This is a genomic window from Gordonia sp. NPDC057258 (genome assembly GCF_042668985.1).
In the GTDB taxonomy this organism is placed as follows: Bacteria; Actinomycetota; Actinomycetes; order Mycobacteriales; family Mycobacteriaceae; genus Gordonia; species Gordonia hongkongensis.
In genome coordinates this window covers 116,966-136,891 of sequence record NZ_JBHUXZ010000005.1, presented here as the reverse complement: position 1 = coordinate 136,891, position 19,926 = coordinate 116,966, and the positions used below count along the sequence as shown (strand labels likewise).

Genomic DNA, 19,926 nt, shown 5'->3' with positions numbered 1-19,926 from the left:
CGGTGGAATGATTCCGCCCGGGCGGGGTACGTTCGCCAGACCGCACCGTTCGAGACGGCAGGGTACGGTGCCGATGACCCCGACGACAGACACGCGGGTGGGTGTTCGCGCGGGGCCGGGAGAAGGGGAGAGTTGGCGATGGGCACGGACGACGAGACGTTCCGGCAGGCCGGTGACGGGTCCGCGGACGGGCGTCGCGACGGACCCGCCGATCCGGTGCGCGACCTGCTGCTCGGACTGGCCGCCCAGATCGACCACCTGGCCGCGCTCTTCGCGCCGGCTCCGCAGTCGGCCACCGCCGGTGGTGCGGACGCAACGGGGACGCGCCCCGGTTTCGCCGCTTTCGCCGACGGTGGTCCGCTCGGGCATGCGCTCTCCGGGGCGTCGGGGGAGATCACCTCGTTGCTCGCCGAGATCGGCGATCTGGTCGCCCGGCTGATCGCGGCGGTCATCGCCGTACTCGAGGCCATCGCCGAGGCGCTGCGTTCGTCGCCGACCTCATCGGCGTCACCACGCCAGTACGAACCGATCGCGGTGCGATTCAAGGGACCGGCCGCCGGGCGCGAGGCCGGCACACCGCGACGCGGTGATGCCTCACGGCGGGCCACGCCGCCCCCCGAACCCGGCCCCGGGCAGGAGAACTGATGGGCGACCTGACGATCGGCATCGACATCGGCGGCACCAGCGTGCGCGCCTCGGTGGTCGACGACCGGGGGACGATGCTCGACACCCTCCGCGCGCAGACCCCGCCGACCGCGGCCGCGCTCGAACACTGTCTGGACCGGTTGGTCGGCGAACTGACCTCGCGCTGGGACGCGAAGGCCGTCGGGCTCGCGATCGCCGGCTTCCTGACCACCGACCGCAGCATCGTCCGGTTCGCGCCGCATCTGCCCTGGCGCGAGGCGCCGGTCGCCGAGGAGATGACCCGCCGCGTCGGGATCCCGGTCTTCGCCGAACACGACGCCAACGCCGCCGCGGTGGCCGAATGGCGGTTCGGCGCGGCCGCCCGTGGACACAACACCGTCGTCCTCGCGATCGGGACCGGGATCGGCGCCGGGTTCGTGATCGACGGGGAGATCTATCGCGGAAGTTACGGCGTCGCACCGGAACTCGGACATCTGACGATCGTCCCCGACGGGCGCGCCTGTGCCTGTGGCAAACGCGGCTGCTGGGAGCGGTACTGCAGCGGCACAGCACTCGTGGACACCGTGGTCGAGTTGCTCGCCGACGGCGACTGGGGGCGCAGCCAACTCGCCGCCGATGTCGCCGCGGACCCCGGGTCGCTGACCGGCCGTCGGGTCGCCCGCGCGGCCGCCGACGGGGACGCCGTCGCGCTGGCCGCGTTCGCGCGGTTCGCGACGTCGCTCGGCCAGGGGCTCGCGATGATCGCCGACATCTTCGACCCCGACCTCATCGTCCTGGCCGGCGGCGTCGGCGCGGCGTCGGGGCTGTTCCTCGACGAGGCCCGGGAGCACTACGCCCGCCAGGTCACCGGTGCCGGACACCGTCAGCTCGCGCGTATCCGCGGTACCCAGCTCGGCGAGACCGCCGGCGTCGTGGGCGCGGCCGAGGTTGCGCGACAGGCGATCCGGACGGCCGCACGCCCTCTGGCCGACCCGCACCCCGAGACACGGCCGGTCTCCGGGCTCTGAGTGCTCCCGGCGAGACCCCGAGCGGTCCCGGCCGGACGGTAGAGTGCGACGCGGGTAAGGTCTTGGCGTCGGGACACTCCTCGGTTCCGCGGTCTCCGCGGCGCGGTTGTCCGGCGGTGGTCATCGGGTCGGTGTGCGCGGCGAGGAGATTCTCATGTGGTACTGGGCGTTCAAGTACATCTTTCTCGGTCCGATCCTGCGGGTCCTCGGCCGGCCGACGATCGAAGGACACGAGAACATCCCGACCGACGGCCCGGCGATCCTGGCGAGCAATCACCTCGCGGTGATGGACAGCTTCTTCCTGCCGCTGATGGTGGACCGCCGCATCTACTTCCTCGCCAAGAGCGAGTACTTCACCGGTACGGGGCTCAAGGGTGGCTTCCAGCGCTGGTTCTTCACCGCGGTCGGTCAGATCCCCATCGATCGGTCCGGGGCCGAGGCCGCCGAGGGTGCGCTCACCGCGGCACGCCGCCAGCTCGACAAGGGGAAGCTGATGGGGATGTACCCCGAGGGCACCCGATCGCCCGACGGACGCCTCTACAAGGGAAAGACCGGTCTCGCCCGGCTGGCCATGGACACCGGGGTGCCGGTGATCCCCGTCGCGATGATCGACACCCACAAGTTCAACCCGCCGGGCAGCATCCTGCCGCGACCCACTCGGGTGTCGGTGCGCATCGGCAAGCCTCTGGACTTCTCGCGCTACGAGGGCATGGAGGGCAACCGCTACATCGAACGCGCAGTCACCGACGAGATCATGTACGAGCTGATGCAGCTCTCGGGTCAGCAGTACGTCGACGTCTACGCCGCGAGCCTGAAGAACCAGGCCCCGCCGGTCGAGCCCCCGGCGGCCGACGCCGCCGCTTGAGGAAGTCTCTGACCTCCCTCTGCTCCCTGAGCTGAGGTGCGAGCGATGCCCTCCCTCTGCTCCCTGAGGAGCGAGCTTGCGAGCGTCACGAAGGGTCCTGGTGAGATGCGGGGCAAACCCTTCGTGACGCGCCCTCCGCAAGCTCCGGGCGCTCCTCAGGGAGCGGTGGTTGGTTGCGCCCCTCCGCAAGCTGCGGCCTCCTAAGGGAGCGGGGTGATGTTCGCAAGCGCTCTTCAGGAGCGTGGTGATGCGCGCAAGCTCGCTTCTCGGCAACGCTCGCCGTGGTCGGTCAGCCGGCGTCGCCGACCCGGGTGCCGTCCAGGACGGCGCACAGCTCCGGTATCCAGTCGCGATCTGCCGGGACGATCTCGGCGGCGTCGAGGTGTCGTAGCTCGTCGGCGGAGAACCAGCGCACGTCGAGGTGCTCGAGCGCGGTCGGAGTCCCCGAGCGCAACCGCGCCGCGTAGGCGTGCAGGGTCAGGCCACCGGGCAGCGCGACCGGGGAGCCGACGCCCCCGCCGGCTTCGACCTCGGCTCCGAGCTCCTCGCGGATCTCCCGAACCAGCGCCGCCGCATGGGTTTCCCCCGACTCGACACGACCGCCGGGCAGTTCCCACAGACCGGCGAGTTCGGCCGGACGGGACCGCTGCGCCAGCAGCACGCGGCCGTCGGCGACGATCGCCGCGGCGACGACGTCGCGCGGTCGGGTGTCGCGGGGTTCGTCGCGCGCGGCGCGCGTCGCGATCATCCAGGCGAAGGTGACGAAGGTGGCCGCCGGCCACGCGGCCCCGAAGACCGCCTCGAGTGCCGCCGGGGGATGGGGACCGTACTCGATCGTGACCCGGAGCAACCACGGAATCCCGAGCCCCGCGACCACGATCCACATCGCGAGGACCGCCCGCGCGCCCCGGCGCCGCGAACCGGTGCCGTGCACGAGCCAGATTCCCAGCGGGATGATCCACACCCAGTGATGCACCCACGAGATCGGCGACACCAGGAGTCCGAAGAGCTGGACCACCAGCAGGATTCCGAGCGCGTCGGACACCGCACGGCCGGCGAACACCGCCACCACGACCGCGACCAGGACGCCGACCATCCAGATCCAGCCCGACCCCACGTCGAAGCCCACGAAGCGGGACAGGGTGCCACGCAGGCTCTGATTGATCACCGCCTCGACGGGACCGATGCGCTCGGCGTCGCCGAGCAGGGTCCCGTAGTAGGTGCGGGTGACGTCGGGGAAGAGCAGCAGGCAACCGAGGACGGTGAAGACGAAGGCGACCGCGGCGGCCAGGGCGCCCAGGGGTTTGCGGGCGGCGAGATACCAGAGCCCGGAGATCGCCGGGGTGAGCTTGACCCCGGCCATCAGACCGATGAGTGCGCCGCCGGCGAGCACCCCGCGGTCGCTGCGCGCCCAGGTGACCGCCAGCAGGGTGCCCAGCATCAGGAACACGTTGATCTGGCCGTAGTCCAGCGTGACCCGGACCGGTTCGCACCAGATCGCGGGGGCGGTCCAGAGTGCAGCCACGGCGTAGACGTCGGTCGTCGACCCGCACAGGCGTAAGGCGAGGACGACGCAGGTGTACAGGGCTCCGAACGTCGCGAGCTGCCAGCCGATGGCCACCAGGTCCCATGGCACGAGCGACAACGGGTACAACACGACGGCCGCGAACGGCGGATACGTGAAGGGCAGGGCGAAGTCGGTCTCACCGGCGTAGGTGAAGAGATAGAGCGACCCGTCGGCGAGACCCGCCGAACCGTCGCGGTAAACGTGCAGGTCCACGAAGTTCCTGCCGTTCACGGTCAGCGTGTCCCAGACGAGCCGCGCGATGATCGACGCCGCCAGGAGAGCGGTCGCCAGCACGGACCTGGAGCGCACGAAATACCAGGGTAGACAGCCGGAGGGCGGTATGGCGAAACGGTGCGCGGTGAGCGGGTCGGCACGAGGGTGTGTGAATACTTGACCCATGCGTTTCTTCTACGACTCGGAGTTCATCGAGGACGGCACCACCATCGAGCTGGTCTCGATCGGGGTCGTCGGTGAGGACGGCCGCGAGTTCTATGCGGTGTCGACCGATTTCGACCCCGGCCGGGCGGGGGACTGGGTGCGGGCCAACGTGCTGCCGAAACTGCCCTCGCCGTCGTCGTCCGCGTGGCGGGACCGGCGACGCATCCGGGAAGATCTCCTCGAGTTCCTCACCGCCGACGGCTCCGACATCGAGCTGTGGGCCTGGGTGGGCGCCTACGACCATGTCGTGCTGTGCCAGTTGTGGGGTCCCATGACCGCGCTGCCGCGCGAGATCCCGCGGTTCACCCGTGAGCTGCGGCAGCACTGGGAGGCCGCGGGCCGACCGGCGCTGCCGCCCACGCCGTCGGACGCGCACGACGCGTTGAGCGACGCCCGGCACAACCTGCGCCGGTGGGAGGCGATCGAGAAGGCCCGCGTCTGACCCGCGGACGAATCCACGGCCACGTCTCCTCTACCCTGGACGGGTGGTGAACTGGACCGTAGACGTTCCGATCGACGACCTTCCCGAGCTCCCGCCGCTTCCGGGGGACCTCCAGACGCGTTTCGACGACGCGATCAGCCGCCCGGCGGTACAGCAGCCGAGCTGGCCGGCCGACGAGGCGCGCAAGATGCGGACCGTCCTCGAGTCGGTCCCGCCGATCTGTATGCCCGCCGAGGTCCAGACACTCGCCGCGCAGCTGGCCGACGTCGCCGAGGGGCGTGCATTCCTCCTGCAGGGCGGTGACTGCGCGGAGACGTTCGCCGACAACACCGAACCGCACATCAAGGGCAACATCCGCACGTTGTTGCAGATGGCGGTCGTGCTCACCTACGGCGCCAGCATGCCGGTGGTCAAGGTCGCCCGGATCGCAGGCCAGTACGCCAAGCCGCGATCATCCGACACCGACGCCCTGGGGCTGCCCTCCTACCGCGGCGACATGGTCAACGGATTCGTGGCCGACGCGGCGGTGCGGGCCCACGACCCGTCCCGGCTGGTGCGCGCCTACGCGAATGCCGCGGCCGCGATGAACCTGGTCCGCGCCCTCACCCAGGCCGAGGCGGATCTGAGCCGGGTGCACGACTGGAACCGCGAGTTCGTGCGCACGTCACCCGCCGGCGCACGCTACGAGGCCCTGGCGTCCGAGATCGATCGCGGCCTGCGGTTCATGGACGCCTGCGGCGTCACCGATTCGAATCTGAACTCCGCTTCCATCTTCGCCTCGCACGAAGCGCTCGTCCTCGACTACGAACGCGCCATGCTGCGGCTGGCCGACGACCCCGAGGGTGCCGGCAAGGTCCTCTACGACCTCTCCGCGCACTTCCTGTGGATCGGGGAGAGGACCCGCCAGCTCGACGGCGCCCACATCGCGTTCGCGGAGCTCATCAGCAATCCGATCGGCGTCAAGATCGGGCCCACGACGACGCCCGAGCAGGCCGTCGAATACGTCGAGCGTCTCGATCCGCACAACGTGCCCGGGCGACTCACGCTCGTCGCGCGGATGGGCAACGGCAAGGTCCGCGACGTGCTGCCGGCCATCGTCGGCGCCGTCGAGGCGACCGGCCACAAGGTCATCTGGCAGTGCGATCCGATGCACGGGAACACCCATGAGGCGTCGACCGGCTTCAAGACCCGGCACTTCGACCGCATCGTCGACGAGGTGCAGGGGTTCTTCGAGGTGCATCGCGCGCTGGGTAGTCATCCGGGCGGTGTCCACGTCGAGCTGACCGGCGAGGACGTCACCGAATGTCTCGGTGGCGCACAGGAGATCTCGGATCTCGACCTCGGGGGACGCTACGAGACGGCCTGCGATCCGCGGTTGAACACGCAGCAGTCGCTCGAGCTGGCGTTCCTCGTCGCGGAGATGCTGCGCGGCTGAGGGAGCGGGGCGTCAGCCGATCGCCAGGAACGTGCTGCCGACCCAGAATCCGAGGGCGCCGAGGCCGCCGACCAGCACCAGCACGACGACTATCCAGACCAGCGCGCCGAGCCGGCTGCCGCCGATGAGTTCGGGCTCGACGGCCACCGGCCGTGGGGTACGACGGGTCACCGGACGCGGCGCGGAGCCGACGTCGTCGCGCTCGGCCGCAGGTTGCTCCACGGGTGTGGCTGTGTCCGCGGGCCGCGCCGGGCCGGGCACCGACTGGACCCGGGTGCCATGGCCGCCGGGATCGGGGCCCCGGTAGCGCGACACCGTCTGACGCTCGGCCGACCGGCGCGGAGCGGGCACCGTGAACGGCGGGAGGTCGAGTTCGTCGGCGACGGCGAGCAGAGCCCGCTGCATGTCGAAGCCGTCGGCATATCGATCGGCGGGGTCGCGTTCGGTCGCGCGCAACACGATCTCGTCGAACTCCTCCGGCACCCCCGGGATCACGTCGCCCGGCGCCGGCACGTCGAAGCTGAGACGTTGGTAGGCGAGAGCCAGGGGTGAGTCGCCCGAGAAAGGTGTTCTGCCCGTGAGGAGTTCGAACATCATCACACCCATGGAGTAGACGTCGCTGCGCGCGTCGGCATGAGTGGACTCGACTTGCTCGGGGGAGAGATAGGCGGCCGTCCCCAGGATCACGCTCGCCGAGGTCACCCCGGCTTCGGCGACGGCGCGTACGAGTCCGAAGTCGGCGACCTTGACCTCGCCCTCGTCGGAGATGAGCACGTTCTCGGGTTTCACGTCCCGGTGGACCAGACCCGCGGCATGTGCGGTGCCCAGCCCGCCCAGTACCGGCGCGGCCACCGCGACGACGGCATGGGGCGGCATCGGGCCGCGTTCGCGCAACAGTTCGCGCAGGCTGCCCCCGTCGACCAGTTCCATCACCAGGAACGCGATGCCGTCGTCGATGCCCTGGTCGTACACCGCGACGAGCCCGGGATGTTTGAGGCCGGCGACCGCGCGCGCCTCGAACTCGAAGCGGCGCAAGAACTGTGGGTCTCCCGAGTACCGGGAGTCCATCACCTTCACCGCCACGTCGCGTCCCAGCCGCAGGTCGACGGCGAGGTAGACCGCCGACATGCCGCCGCGCGCGATGGGCGCGTCGATCCGGTACCGGTCCTCGAGGACGGTCCCGAGCATCGTGTCGACGGGGGAGTTCACGCTGCCGAATCTACCTGCAGCCCGGGCCGGTCGAGAGCATCGGCACGATGCCGATGGAGGGTGTCGCCGACGGGGCGTTCGCGGGTCCGTTCGTCATGTCGTCGCGACCCGACGGTTTCTCCCGCTCCCGACTACCGGCTACCCTTTCGACGTGGGTTCCCTACCGTTGTCGCCTGACACTCTGCCTTCCGACACCGAGTTCCTGTCGATCGACGATGTCGCCGACCGCCTCGGGGTGTCGACCAACCGGGTGCGGACACTCATCCGTGACCATCACCTGCTCGCGGTCTCCCACAACGGATACCCGGCGATTCCGGCGCTCTTCGTGGACGAGGGTGGCGTCGCGAAACACTTCTACGGGCTCGTGGCGGTCCTGATCGACGGCGGTTACACGCGCGACGAGGTGATGGAGTGGTTGTTCACCGAGCAGGAAGATCTCGGACTCCACCCGGCGGCAGCGCTGCACACGGATCTCGCCCGCGAGGTCATCCGCCGGGCGCAGGCCCAGGCTTTCTGAGCGACGCCCCGGCCCCGAACCCCCGGGGTCCGGACTCCCGGTGCTCGGCCTCGGCGCGCCCCGACTCCTCGACGCCCGTCTCCGCGAGGACATCCGACGCGAGAGTGTCCTCGCCGGCCGGGGTCGCGCCCCACGCCCACCTCCCGAACCGGCCCAGCCGCAACGGGTCCCGACGGGTCAGCGACCAGGCCGCGACGCCGGCCAGTGCGGCCGCCAGCGTCACCTCGACAGGTTTGTAGAAGACGATCGCGTCGTCGGGCTGGAACACGATCAGCAGGAACGTCGAGGCACCGACGACCGTGGCCCGCACCCACATCGGCAGGTCGAAGGCCACCGCGATCACCAGCACCCACGTGTAGTACCAGGGCAGCGTCGACGGCTCGAGCAGGAGTACGGCCAGCATCGCCCACGCCATCCCGGCGACCGCGTCCCGCACGTCGTGGCGGTGGCGCCACCAGAGCGCGACCAGCGTTACCGCGAGGACCACCGAACCGATTGCCCGCGTGACCTCCAGCACCGGTTGCAGATTGAGGGCGACGAACGGCGCCGCGACGAGGGTCACGACATGGGCGGCGAGGGTGGGAATCGTGAACCAGTTGATGATGACGTCGGCCCACCCCAGGCCGGTGAGCCAGCCGAGTCCCAAACCGATCACCAGGGTCCACAGGCCGAACACCGCGACCGCGATCCCAACGATGGATGCGAACACCGTCACCACGTCGCGGGCGGTCACCGGTCGCCGGGAACGGATGTGCGACAACCAGATCCACAAGACGAACGGCAGTGCGATGCCGGCGGTGATCTTGATCGACACCGCGAGCGCCAGGACGGCTGTGCCCACCACGTGCCGGCCGTCGACCACCAGGACGATCCCGGTGACGAGGACGCCCATCATCAGCAGCTCCACGTGCGGTCCCGCCACGAGATGGATCAGGACCAGCGGGTTGAACAGCACCAGCCACAGTCCGGCTTGCGGGGAGGCCCCGAACCGCTCCGCCAATCGGGGTATCGCCCAGAGGGACAGGAAGAGTCCGGGCAGCAGCACCAGCCGGATGGCCAGCACGCCGAGGACGACCTGGTCGCCGGTGATCTCGGTGACGACGCGCAGCATGCCCATGAAGAAGGGGCCGTACGGTGCCGTCGTGGTCGCCCAGACCTGCGCCATGCTGTCGACGAGCGGACCGGGCAGGTGGGCGGGACCGTCGGCATACGGGTCGAAACCGGCGCCGAACACCGCGCCCTGGGCGAGATAGGCGTAGACGTCGCGCGAGTACACCGGCACCGCGACGAGCAGGGGAGCGGTCCACACGAGCACCCATCGGCTCAGCGTCCGCGTCGTCGGCGCGGTGTCGGTGGTGGCGGAGATGATCCGACGCCCCAGCCGGACCCACCCGAACACCATGAGGAACACGCCCAGCCAGAACAGCGTCCCGAAGACGTTCTTGCCGTGCCCGTACGTGATCCAGCTCAGACCCAGATCGGAGAGAAGAGCGGAGTTGCGCGGCGGGTCGCCGACCCCGAAGCTGCCGAGACAGACCAGCACGGACCCGATCGCGCCGAGGATCAGATCGCCCCGACCGGCCGTGGCGGCACCTGTCACGGAAGTGCTCACGCCTGACGGTGCGCGACGCGATGGGCGACCGCGATCAGCTCGGCACGGATGTCGTCGCCGATGTCGGCGGCGTCGAGTGCGGTCAACGCCGACCCCAACAGCTCGTCGATCGAGTTCTCCACCTCGGCCACCGCGCCGAGCTCGACGAACAGGTCTCGCGCGGAACCCAATTCGTCGCTGTCGAGCCGGCGGCCGAAGTAGGAGCGCAACCGCGCGCCGAGGGCCGGGTCGGCCGCATCGGCGCGTTGCAGCGCGATCGCGCGCAGGGCCGTGTGCTTGTCCGAGACCAGATCGTCCCCGGACGGTTTACCCGTGCGTTCGGGATCGCCGAAGACGCCGAGCAGATCGTCGCGGAGCTGGAAGGCGATGCCGAGGTCGTGCCCGATCGCACGCAGCGTCGACACCAGCTGCTCGGACGCACCGGCGAGTCGCGCACCCAGCTCGAGTGGTCGCGCGACGGTGTAGGCGGCGGTCTTGAACTCCATCACCCGGTAGGCGGCCTCGGTCGAGTCGTCGCCGCCGGCCTCGTTCACGATGTCCAGGAACTGGCCGCCGAGCACCTCGGTCCGCATCGCCGCCCACGTCGCGCCCACCTCCGCGGGCAGCGGGTGGTCGCCGTCCCTGCCGGTTGAGCGGTCCCTGCCGGTTGAGCGGTCCCCGCCGGTTGAGCGGTCCCCGCCGGTTGAGCCTGTCGAAACCCCCGGCCGGTGACCGTGGACCAGGTCGTCCGCCCAGGCGAGCGCGAAGTCGCCGGCGAGGATCGCGGCCGCCACCCCGTGGGTGCCGGAGTCCCCGGCCCACTCCGCGCTCGCGTGCCGTGACTCGAACTCCCGGTGCACGGTCGGGTACCCGCGCCGGGTGTCCGACCGGTCGATGATGTCGTCGTGGATCAGGGCGCAGGCCTGCACGAGTTCGAGTGCGGCGCAGACGCGCAGCGCGTCCCGCGGGCCGGGGGCGTCGTCCTCGGCTGCGGCCCCGGCGACGGCACGGTCCGACGACGACGTCCCGCAGCGCCACCCGGCGAAGGCGAAGACCGGTCGAATGCGTTTGCCTCCTCGCAGCACGAACTCCCGGATCAGTTCGGCCGCCTCACCGACCACCGGTGCGATCGCGGCGGCGGCCGGGACGGCGTCGTCGAAGAAGGCGCGTAATTCGGCCTCGACGGCGCCCGGAACCGCATCGAGCGAGGTGGGCGTCGGGATCGTGGAGGTCACCCTGCCAGGCTATGCGACCTGCTCCGTACACTGTGCGGGTGACCCCAACCGCTCCCGCACCCTCGATCGTCGAACGCCTGTCCGCTCCGCACCGCGGCCCGGTCCCGTTCTCGGTCGAGTTCTTCCCGCCGCGTGACGCCGAGGCCGAGTCCCGGCTGTGGCGGGCGGTGCGCATCTTCGAGCGGTTGTCCCCGGCGTTCGTCTCGATGACCTACGGTGCCGGCGGTTCGACGCGGGATCGCACGGTGCGCATCACCGGTGAGCTCGCCGCACAGACCACGCTGCTGCCGGTGGCCCACCTGACCGCCGTCAACCACAGTGTCGCGGAACTGCGCGCGCTCGTCGGTGCCTACGCCGACCAGGGCATCACCAACATCCTCGCGCTTCGCGGCGATCCGCCCGGCGATCCGCTCGGCGAGTGGGTCGCCCATCCCGACGGCGTCGAGTACGCCGAGCAACTGGTCCGGCTCATCGACACCCTCGGCGACTTCCACGTGGGGGTGGCGTCGTTCCCGGAGACGCATCACCGGTCGCCCGACATCGAACACGACACCCGCACTCTTGTCAGCAAGTTGCGGGCCGGGGCCGAGTACTCCATCACCCAGATGTTCTTCGACGTCGAGCACTACCTGCGGCTGCGCGACCGGGTCGCGGCCGCCGACCCCGAGCAGGGACTCAAGCCGATCATCCCGGGCATCATGCCGGTCACGTCGCTGGCCACCGTCCGTCGCATGGTCGAGCTGTCGGGTTCGGTGATCCCGCCCGACGTCGAGGAACGCTTCGCCAAGGCCGCGGGCAACGGCGCCGAGGAGGATCGTGCGTCGGTCCGTGCCGTCGGCATCGACTTCGCCACCGAGATGGCACAGCGACTGGTCGCCGAGGGTGCGCCGTGTCTGCATTTCTGCAGTCTGAACTTCGCCAAGGCCACGACGGAGGTCCTGGGCCGACTCGGCGTGGACGTCGACGCCGCGCTGCACGTCCCGGCCTGAACGGCCGAAGCTGTTCCGCCGGACCGGTGTCGGCGCCGGTCCGGCGCGGCATCATGTGCCCGCGGGTGGCTTTCGATCCGCGGGCGGCGTTGCCGATGACGGACCCGACACGGGATCGGCGGCAGCCGCGAGTCCTTCACCCGAGATCGACGAAGGGTTTGTCTTAGCCGCCACCGGACGTCCGGGCCGCGGTCCGCGATACCGCTTGGAGTAGGCGATCCGGACGATCACCAGGACGACCACGACGCACAGCAACGCGACGAACCACGACCAACTGCTGACCGCGGCGGTCGCCGGGTCCGGATAGGTGGCATCGGCGCTGAAGTCCGACGGTTCACCCGGAGCGGGGGTCCAGGTCACGGTGGACTCGCCGACCTGCTCGCCGTTCGTCGCGGTCACCGGACCGCCGAAGGTGACGGTCAGTTGTACGTAGTCGCGGTCCGGGACCAGCTCGGTCAGATCGGCGTCGCCGCGGAACCGCACCACCTCCCCGCTGCGCTTGGCGGTGAGATCCATCGTCAGCGAGGTGTCGCCGTAGGCGTCGGCCACGATGTCGCCCAGTTGGGCGAACTGCCCCGCGGTGAGATCGCTGAACGACGCCCGCGTTCCGACGCGCGTGGCGGGATCGTCCTCGTCGGGGTTCTCGTCCGCGCCGGCCTCGTCGTTTCCGGCGGGCTCGGAGGGTGAGGGGGATTCGGCCGTGTTCTCGGGTCCGGCGCCCGGAGACGACGGCGCGTCGGGACGATCGGGCACCTGTTTGTAGTCGGTCACCGAGACCTGCCCCATCATCGACTCGGGGAGGTCGAACTGCGGTGTCCCGCGCGGATTGTCCGGGGTGGTCGCCACGACGACGCTCCCCGAGTAGCGATCTCCCACCGTCGTCGACCGTTCGAGACAACCGGCCATCAGCGGGGAGAGAGCGACGAGAGCGACGGCCACCGCGGACGGCAACAGGCGCCGGGCTCGGCGGGACCCGGGCGCACCCGGTACGGGATTCGACGAACGCACGGTGCTCATCGTGCCAGACCCCGGCCGGACCGCGGGGCACCCGTCACACCGCGCCGCGTCGGGTGTCGGCGGTGTCAGGGCCGACGGCCGAGACCCCGACGCCCGCGTCGCAGCGCCAGGTGGGCGGCGATGTAACCGCTCGCGCCGGTGACACCTCCGCCGGGGTGAGTCGACGCTCCGGCGAGGAGCAGGCCGTCGGCACCGGGGACGCGGTGTCCGGCGAGGTCGGGGGTGGGACGCCACATGAACATCTGGTCGATGGACATCTCGACATGCATGATGTTGCCGCCGATCAGGCCCAGCTCATCGGCCAGATCTCGCGGCGTCTGGACGTACCGATGCGCGACCGACTCGGCGAAACCGGGCGCGTGGCGGTCCACCTCGTCGACGACGGCCTTCGCGGCGCGGTCCGCCGCGGCCGGCCAGTCGCCGTCGGCCAGCCGGTACGGATGCCACTGTGCCCAGAGATTGATGACGGAGCGGCCCGGGGGCGCGAGCGTCGGATCGATCGCCGAATAGCTCATCGCGACCACGGCCGGGCGCGGCGGGAGCTCGCCCACCGACGCCGCGGCATGGGCTCGGGTGAGGTGGGCGCGGTCGGTGACCAGCAGTCCGAGAGCCGAATGGACGCCGTGCTCGGGCAGGTCGCCGGGCAGCCCCTGGTAGTCGGGCAGGCCGGTCGTCCCCAGGCGAACCGCCATCCCGATCCCGCTGCCCACGACGATGGTGCGTCGCCACCGGTCGATGACGCCCGCGTCGAAACCGCCGGCGGCGAGGAGGTCGAGCGTGGTGAGCACGTGGCAGGCGTGGATGACTGTTGCGGCACAACGGGATTGACCCGTGCTGGTGAGCACCCGCCAGTGGTCGCCGCAGCGGGCGACGGAGACCGCGGGGTCGCCGCAGGAGACACGGCCGCCGTCCTGGTGGATTCGGTGCACGAGGGCCTCGGTGAGTGCGCCGCTGCCCCCGATCGCGCGTCCGGGCGGGATTCGGTGCATGAGTGCGGCGAATCCGATCATCGGCGCCGTGCCCGGTGCGCTCATGGGCGGTCCGGACTGGGCGCCGAACCACGCGAGTCCCGCCTTGAGCTGTTCGGACTCGAAATACTCGTCGAGGAGGGAATCGCCGGAGGCCATCAATTCGGCGGTCAGGTTCAGCACCCGGCCGCCGCGCCGGCCGAACAACCCCGTGCGTGCCGTGGTGGCGGTGCCGCCGAGCCCGCCGAAGGCCCGGCCGAACTTCCCCATCGTCGCGGGTTGGTAGAACGCATCCATGACCGCCCGCGCCCGCGGCGTCCACGTCTCCACGAAGCGTCGATATGCGGCGGCATCGGCTGCACCACAGGCGTTCTCGATGGAAGCGCACGTCGCGTCGAGGTCGGTGCGGAAGACGATCGGCGGGGCGGTCGCGGTGGCCGGGACGAACGCCCACGGATCGCAGTCGATGTAGCGCAGGCCGTGCGCGGCGAGGTCGAGGTCGTCGAGAACGGGGGAGTGACGGATCATCAGATGCGACGACGACCCCCGGTCGACCCGATGTCCGGGGAACCGTTCGACGGTGGAGACCGCGCCGCCTGGGATGTCGTCCCGCTCGAGTGCCTCCACATCCCGTCCGGCCTGTGCCAGGTAGGCCGCGGCGATCAGGCCGTTGTGGCCCGCGCCGATGACGACGGCGTCACGCCGTGTGCCGTGCATCGTCAGCTCCCGGTACCGGCGCGGCGGGCGGCGGCCGGGGGTTGCAGTTCCAGGGGGAGCGGACGGCCGAGGAACGCGAACGGACGCGGATCGCCGGTGAAGGTGAAGTGGCGCAGGACGTCGGTGAAACCCATCCGCCGGTACAACGACCACGCGCGGTTGTCCTCGGCGGGGATCTCCGGGGTCGACAGCAGCACATGGCGTTCGGGCCGGTCGGCCAGCAGCCGGGCGAGGAGCCCCTGGCCGATACCTCGGCCCTGAGCGGTCGGGTGGACGTGCAGCTCGGTGAGCTCGAAGTAGTCGCGCGCGATCGCCTCGACCGTCTCGGGCGGTCGGCCCGTCTGGCGGAGTCCGAGCCGCAGCTGCTGGTTCCACCATTGACCGGTCGCGCCGGTGTAGCCGTAGGCGATGCCGACGAGCAGGTCGTCGGGTCCGAAGCCGACCGGCGGACCGACCCGGCGCCGCGCGGCCGGCATGGTCCGCGCCTCGTGTGGGGTCACCGTCTCGACCGCGCCCATCGCACGCCATCCGGGCCGCGCGATGTGTTCGCGCCAGAGCCCGGCCCGATGGATCTCCGTACCGCGCGGATAATTCATCGCGGTCACGTAGATCTCCAGGGCCGGCTCGAGCCAGGCCCGGGCGTCCTGGCCACTCAGGCTCACCAGGCGGATGGTCAACGGATTTCCGTTCTCTGCATCGTTCGTCCTGCGTCGTCGACCTGCAGACGAGGTCGGCTGCCGCTGGGGCGGGCCGCCCTCTGCCGGGGGCATCGCGTCGCAGGCCACTTCCGGGAATTGTCCTATCGATGATGCACACTCGGCAGGAATCGGCCCGCAGGTGGTGGCGTTGTACTCCCCGGCGGGGGTTTCGGGTCACAGATGTCTTGAACGCCGACGCCGGGATAGCTATATTGAACGTGTCGAACGGATGTTCGATGAATGTGCCTCCGCAAGCTGTTCGCGTTCATCCGACGACACGGTCCGGCGGCGGACGAGGGAAGCGTCTGCCGCCGGACACAGCCCATACGCACGAGGAGGACGACATGGCCAGACACCGCAGCGCCACGGCTCTCACCCACGCGGCGCCCGTCGACCCGGTGATGGTCGGTCGAGCGCGCGATCTCCTCGAGCGTGCACACGTGCTCTTCGACAATGCCGACGGCGTCGACGACGACGTCGAGCGGTTCCGTCAGCTGTACCTCGTTGCCCTCCGCGCCTCGGGCGCGGCCCTCGCCGTGCACGAACCGGTCGGGACCGTGCGGCGCAGGACGTCGAACGCCTGGACCCGCATCGGTGTGGTCGCCCCAGAGCTGGCGCCGATCGCCGCCCGGTTCGCCGCGCTGTCGCCGGTTCGGATGAAGATCGAGTCCGGGATCATCCGCACGATCGACCCCGACAGCGTCGCCGGCATGCGGCTGCTCGTCCTCGACTTCCTGCGTCGGGTCGAGACGATGGTCATCGCCTACGAGCAAGGAAAACTCGGTGCCGAAGCGCCGCAGATCGGCGCGACGGCGTGAATCCGGCCACACTTTGCGGTTTCTGGCACCGCCCGGTCGTCGGCAACAGCGAGTAATGGTGGTCGCGGTCGATTTCACCTCGTATCATGGGACGATATAGGCGCAGACGCCTTTCCGGTCGCGGGTGACCTTCGTCGGCGTCACGGATCAGTGAGAAGGAGGGTCGGTGCCACTTTCGGAGCACGAGCAACGCATGCTCGAACAGATCGAGAGCGCGCTGTACGCGGAAGACCCCAAGTTTGCGTCCAGTGTCAAGCGTCGGCGCCTTGGGAAGTCGAGCGGTCGTCGTCGCCTGCAGGCGGCAGCGGTCTTCGTCGTCGGCCTGGTGATGCTGGTCGGCGGACTCATCGTCAACATCAACATCGGCGGATTCCCGATCGTGAGCCTCCTGGGCTTCCTGGTGATGTTCGGGGCCGGCCTCTTCGCTCTCTGGGGAGACAACAACACCGCCGAGGCGGGCTCGTCGTCGACCAGGTCCGGCAAGAAGCAACCGGGGTCGTCCGGCGCCAAGCGCAAGCTGTCGGAGCGCATGGAGGAGCGATTCAATCGCCGGTTCGAGCAGGAGTGATCCGCTGATCCCGACTCCGCGTTCGTCGATCGGCTGACCGACTCCCGCAACTTCGCATACGACTGAGCCGCGTGCCTTCGGGCACGCGGCTCTTTCATGTCCTCGATCGCTCTCCAGAGCACGCTGAACGGGTTCGGGCGCACGGCCGACGGATTCGGGCGCACGATCGACGGGATCGGACGCCCAGTCGACGGTCCTCGCTCTTCTTTGCCGGCATCCCCACTTCTCCCCACCGGCGATCCCCACTTCTCCCCACCGGGACGCCCCACTTTGCCCCACTAGAGGATCTATGCCTGGATTTCCCGCCTCTCGAACCTCATCGGTATCTCTGATCACACGCTTGTTGCCCTTCTTTGCGCCCATGACGCGCCGGCGACACGCGCGTTCATCGTCATCTTGAGCTCCCTGAACTGGGAATTTGCTGTCAGTGAGTGAATGCGGGGGGCGGTGGGGGTGGAAAGTGGTGGAAAGTGGGGTACTGTGGCAGCACTGGGTGAGGCGAGATACGACGCGGAACCCGGTGGGCAGGAGGTGTCGACGTGTCCGTGCGATTCGTCGGTACCTACACGCCCAAATTGGACGACAAAGGGCGGCTCACGTTGCCCGCCAAGTTCCGCGATGCACTGGCAGGAGGGGTAGTGGTCACCAAAGGCCAAGATCACAGCTTGTCGGTGTACCGGACCGAAGAGTTCGACGCGATAGCCGCTCGGATCGTCGAGGCGTCTCGGAACGACCCTGATCTGCGCGCGTTCCAGCGGACGTTCTTCGCCGGTTCGGAAGAGCAGCGACCGGACGGTCAGGGCAGGATCAGTCTGTCCGGCGACCATCGCGTGTACGCGGGGTTGTCCAAGGAGTGCGTGGTGTTCGGCAGCTTCGATCACCTCGAGATCTGGGACTCGGCCGCATGGAACGAGTACCAGACGCGGCACGAGGAGAACTTCTCGGCCGCCAACTCCGCCGCGCTGAACGCGGTGCTGTAGCCGGAGGACCGGCCCGCCACACCGCCGAGACAGCAACACCAACGACAGCAACCGACCAGAAACCGACCGAAGAGACAGCAACCGATGGGCGAGTTCGGTGCCCAGCGGCTTCGGGTGGCACGAGGCCCCGGCCCGGTGGCGACCCTGGCGTACTTCCCCAACGCCAGGTGCGTGATCGGGTCGGGACCCCGCTCCATCCGACCGCCTGCTCTCGCCGACCCGAGGCATCCGCCCACCGCCGATACCGCATACATGCCGATGGGGGGTCTTCATCATGGTCGATGCCGAGGACGAACCGCGTCGGTCCGGCGAGTTCGGTCACATCCCCGTCATGGGTGCGCGCATCGTCGAACTGCTGACCCCCGCACTGGATTCCGACGATCCGCGCGTCTTCCTCGACGCCACGCTCGGCGCGGGCGGGCACAGTCAACTGGTTCTCGAGTCGTTCCCGAACGTCCGCGTGGTCGGCATCGATCGGGACGCCTCGGCACTCGAGATCGCCCGCGAGCGCCTGGCGTCGTACTCCGACCGGATCTCGCTGCACCAGGCCACCTTTCACGAGATCCGTGACGTGATGGACGCAGCGGGGGAGTCGGTGATCGATGCCGCACTGTTCGATCTCGGGGTGTCGTCGATGCAGCTGGACCAGGCCGGACGCGGTTTCGCCTATGCGGTGGATGCGCCGCTCGACATGCGCATGAACTCCGACGACCTGCTCACCGCCGCCGACGTGCTCAACACGTACTCGCACGGCGAATTGGCCCGCGTGCTCTCCGATTACGGGGAGGAGCGCTTCGCCGGCCGGATCGCCTCGGCGGTCCTGCGGGAGCGGGACAAGGAGCCCTTCTCGACCAGCGCGCGTCTCGTCGAACTGCTCTACGACGCCATCCCGGCCGCCACCAGGCGGACCGGCGGGCACCCGGCGAAGCGGACGTTCCAGGCGCTGCGCATCGAGGTCAACCACGAATTGGATGTCCTGCGTAAGGCTCTGCCGGCCGCGCTGGACGCGCTCGCCGTGGGCGGACGGATCGCCGTGATGAGTTACCAGTCTCTCGAGGATCGGATCGTCAAGCGCGAGTTCGCGACGCGCACATCGTCCACCTCGCCTCCCGGCCTCCCGGTCGAGTTGCCCGGCACGGCACCGGAGTTCCGTCTCGTCACACGGGGCGCCGAACGTCCGGACGAGAACGAACTGGCCACCAACCCGCGCTCGGCGCCGGTGCGTGTCCGCGCGATCGAACGAGTCGAGAAGAAGGGCTGAGCATGACCATCCTGCACGAGGCCCCGTCGCGGTCCGCCGGGGACGAGCGCGATTCGCGACGGTCACGCCGAACCCGCATCGAGTCCGAACGTGCGACGCGATCGAGGGCCGCCCAGCGGGCACTCGACCGTCGACACCGACGCTCCGCGGCGGGTCGTGCCACGCCTGCGCGTCGTACCGGCGGCGGACTGTCCATGACCGGGGTGTCCCTGCGAGAGCGACTGCAGCACACCCCGTTTGTCGTGCCGGTGATCGCGTTGCTCGTCCTCGGACTCGGTCTCAGCCTGTGGTTGTCGACCAAGGCGGCGCAGGACTCCTACAAGCTGGGAATCGAGCGGACGCAGAACCAGTCCCTCATCGATCAGCGCGACGCGCTCAAGCGCACGTACGAATCGGGCAACTCGGCGCCTGAATTGTCGGACAAGGCAGCACGTCTCGGCATGATCCCCGCCGACAACCCCGCTCGGATGATCGTCGACGACCCGCGACGTCCGCGCGTGGTGGGCAAGCCGGAGCCCGCGTCCGGGCGTCCGATGGGGAGCCTGAATCCCGATACCGCACCGGATCCCGCGGAATCGATCGACCCGAGCGAGGTCGACGACTCGATCGGGCTGGGCGGCGGATCGGGTTCCGCGGGACCCGAGGCGGGCGGGACGTCCACACCGCAACCCGCACCGTCGCAACCCACATCGTCGCAACCGGCATCCGGCGAACCGGCATCCGGCGAACCGGCGGCCGGCGGACCGTCTCCGTCGCAGACCGCACCGCCGGGCGCGAATCCGCTCCCGTCCGGTGCGAGTCCGGCTCCCTCCGGGGCCGGTGCCGTGCCCCCGGCCGCGCCGTCGACCCCGACTCCGGCGCCGAATGTGGTGCCCACCCCGTGAGTTCGCCCCGATCCGCGCTTTCGAAGTGCGCTGGATCTCCGGCGCCATCTCCAACCCGCCGGGGTCAAATCCGGG

At 69.8% G+C, this 19,926-nt stretch carries 19 protein-coding genes; 12 read left to right on the top strand and 7 right to left on the bottom strand.

The window, feature by feature from the left end:
• The first annotated feature begins 138 nt into the window (after nt 1-138).
• From ACFUEJ_RS06005 to ACFUEJ_RS05995, 3 genes are all read left to right on the top strand, one after another.
• The gene (locus ACFUEJ_RS06005; RefSeq protein ID WP_259937440.1) at nt 139-645 is read left to right on the top strand and encodes a hypothetical protein; all 507 of its coding nucleotides are present in this window, start codon (nt 139-141) and stop codon (nt 643-645) included.
• Nucleotides 645-1,652 carry an ROK family protein gene (locus ACFUEJ_RS06000; protein ID WP_058253064.1) on the top strand — a complete coding sequence of 336 codons (1,008 nt, stop codon included), beginning with the start codon at nt 645-647 and terminating at the stop codon, nt 1,650-1,652. Before ACFUEJ_RS06005 ends, ACFUEJ_RS06000 begins: the two co-directional genes overlap by 1 nt.
• Nucleotides 1,653-1,806: 154 nt before the next feature.
• Complete coding sequence (locus tag ACFUEJ_RS05995; RefSeq protein WP_058253139.1) at nt 1,807-2,517, top strand: 1-acyl-sn-glycerol-3-phosphate acyltransferase; 711 nt, start codon at nt 1,807-1,809, stop codon at nt 2,515-2,517.
• A gap of 289 nt (nt 2,518-2,806) precedes the next feature.
• Here ACFUEJ_RS05995 and ACFUEJ_RS05990 read toward each other — a convergent pair whose 3' ends face one another.
• Nucleotides 2,807-4,378: a mannosyltransferase gene (locus ACFUEJ_RS05990; RefSeq protein WP_388028202.1), complete on the bottom strand. Its 1,572-nt coding sequence runs from the start codon at nt 4,376-4,378 to the stop codon at nt 2,807-2,809.
• Nucleotides 4,379-4,481: 103 nt separating this feature from the next.
• Between ACFUEJ_RS05990 and ACFUEJ_RS05985 the strand changes: the two genes are divergently transcribed.
• Together ACFUEJ_RS05985 and ACFUEJ_RS05980 are read left to right on the top strand one after the other, a co-directional pair.
• A complete protein-coding gene (locus ACFUEJ_RS05985) occupies nt 4,482-4,964 on the top strand; it encodes a polyadenylate-specific 3'-exoribonuclease AS (RefSeq protein ID WP_058251695.1) in 483 nt (160 codons plus the stop codon).
• Nucleotides 4,965-5,007: 43 nt separating this feature from the next.
• Nucleotides 5,008-6,399, top strand: a complete 1,392-nt coding sequence (locus ACFUEJ_RS05980; protein ID WP_068970557.1) for a class II 3-deoxy-7-phosphoheptulonate synthase — start codon at nt 5,008-5,010, stop codon at nt 6,397-6,399.
• 12 nt (nt 6,400-6,411) lie between these two features.
• Here the strand turns inward: ACFUEJ_RS05980 and ACFUEJ_RS05975 are convergent, their stop codons facing one another.
• Nucleotides 6,412-7,608, bottom strand: coding sequence for a protein kinase (locus ACFUEJ_RS05975; RefSeq protein WP_205333015.1), 1,197 nt, complete (start codon nt 7,606-7,608; stop codon nt 6,412-6,414).
• A gap of 151 nt (nt 7,609-7,759) precedes the next feature.
• Between ACFUEJ_RS05975 and ACFUEJ_RS05970 the strand changes: the two genes are divergently transcribed.
• Nucleotides 7,760-8,125: an Rv2175c family DNA-binding protein gene (locus tag ACFUEJ_RS05970; protein WP_058251861.1), complete on the top strand. Its 366-nt coding sequence runs from the start codon at nt 7,760-7,762 to the stop codon at nt 8,123-8,125.
• On the opposite strand, the gene ACFUEJ_RS05965 is transcribed toward ACFUEJ_RS05970, so the two are convergent.
• Nucleotides 8,094-9,737, bottom strand: a complete 1,644-nt coding sequence (locus ACFUEJ_RS05965) for an alpha-(1->6)-mannopyranosyltransferase A (protein WP_068970558.1) — start codon at nt 9,735-9,737, stop codon at nt 8,094-8,096. The two genes, ACFUEJ_RS05970 and ACFUEJ_RS05965, sit on opposite strands and share 32 nt — an antisense overlap.
• Nucleotides 9,734-10,951: a polyprenyl synthetase family protein gene (locus tag ACFUEJ_RS05960; protein WP_068970559.1), complete on the bottom strand. Its 1,218-nt coding sequence runs from the start codon at nt 10,949-10,951 to the stop codon at nt 9,734-9,736. Before ACFUEJ_RS05960 ends, ACFUEJ_RS05965 begins: the two co-directional genes overlap by 4 nt.
• 11 nt (nt 10,952-10,962) lie before the next feature.
• Between ACFUEJ_RS05960 and ACFUEJ_RS05955 the strand changes: the two genes are divergently transcribed.
• The gene (locus ACFUEJ_RS05955) at nt 10,963-11,940 is read left to right on the top strand and encodes a methylenetetrahydrofolate reductase (protein WP_058251700.1); all 978 of its coding nucleotides are present in this window, start codon (nt 10,963-10,965) and stop codon (nt 11,938-11,940) included.
• Nucleotides 11,941-11,991: 51 nt separating this feature from the next.
• Here ACFUEJ_RS05955 and ACFUEJ_RS05950 read toward each other — a convergent pair whose 3' ends face one another.
• From ACFUEJ_RS05950 to ACFUEJ_RS05940, 3 genes are all read right to left on the bottom strand, one after another.
• Nucleotides 11,992-12,957, bottom strand: a complete 966-nt coding sequence (locus ACFUEJ_RS05950) for an LppM family (lipo)protein (protein WP_065632288.1) — start codon at nt 12,955-12,957, stop codon at nt 11,992-11,994.
• A gap of 65 nt (nt 12,958-13,022) precedes the next feature.
• On the bottom strand, nt 13,023-14,642 hold the full coding sequence (locus ACFUEJ_RS05945) for a phytoene desaturase family protein (RefSeq protein WP_388028099.1): 1,620 nt from the start codon (nt 14,640-14,642) through the stop codon (nt 13,023-13,025).
• A 2-nt stretch (nt 14,643-14,644) separates the two neighbouring features.
• The gene (locus ACFUEJ_RS05940; protein WP_137808481.1) at nt 14,645-15,319 is read right to left on the bottom strand and encodes an N-acetyltransferase; all 675 of its coding nucleotides are present in this window, start codon (nt 15,317-15,319) and stop codon (nt 14,645-14,647) included.
• 365 nt (nt 15,320-15,684) lie between these two features.
• Here ACFUEJ_RS05940 and ACFUEJ_RS05935 point away from each other — a divergent pair, with 365 nt between their 5' ends.
• The 5 genes from ACFUEJ_RS05935 to ACFUEJ_RS05915 all read left to right on the top strand — a co-directional run bounded on the left by ACFUEJ_RS05935 (nt 15,685) and on the right by ACFUEJ_RS05915 (nt 19,851).
• Nucleotides 15,685-16,158 carry an SAV_6107 family HEPN domain-containing protein gene (locus tag ACFUEJ_RS05935; protein WP_058251704.1) on the top strand — a complete coding sequence of 158 codons (474 nt, stop codon included), beginning with the start codon at nt 15,685-15,687 and terminating at the stop codon, nt 16,156-16,158.
• A 166-nt stretch (nt 16,159-16,324) separates the two neighbouring features.
• Nucleotides 16,325-16,726 carry a DUF3040 domain-containing protein gene (locus ACFUEJ_RS05930; RefSeq protein ID WP_159371053.1) on the top strand — a complete coding sequence of 134 codons (402 nt, stop codon included), beginning with the start codon at nt 16,325-16,327 and terminating at the stop codon, nt 16,724-16,726.
• 539 nt (nt 16,727-17,265) lie between these two features.
• Nucleotides 17,266-17,706: a division/cell wall cluster transcriptional repressor MraZ gene (mraZ, locus tag ACFUEJ_RS05925; protein WP_058251706.1), complete on the top strand. Its 441-nt coding sequence runs from the start codon at nt 17,266-17,268 to the stop codon at nt 17,704-17,706.
• Between the two features lie 274 nt (nt 17,707-17,980).
• Nucleotides 17,981-18,967, top strand: coding sequence for a 16S rRNA (cytosine(1402)-N(4))-methyltransferase RsmH (gene rsmH / locus ACFUEJ_RS05920; RefSeq protein WP_078112825.1), 987 nt, complete (start codon nt 17,981-17,983; stop codon nt 18,965-18,967).
• Between the two features lie 2 nt (nt 18,968-18,969).
• Entirely contained in the window at nt 18,970-19,851 is an 882-nt protein-coding gene (locus tag ACFUEJ_RS05915) for a hypothetical protein (protein WP_078112826.1), read from the top strand.
• Nucleotides 19,852-19,926: the final 75 nt, after the last annotated feature.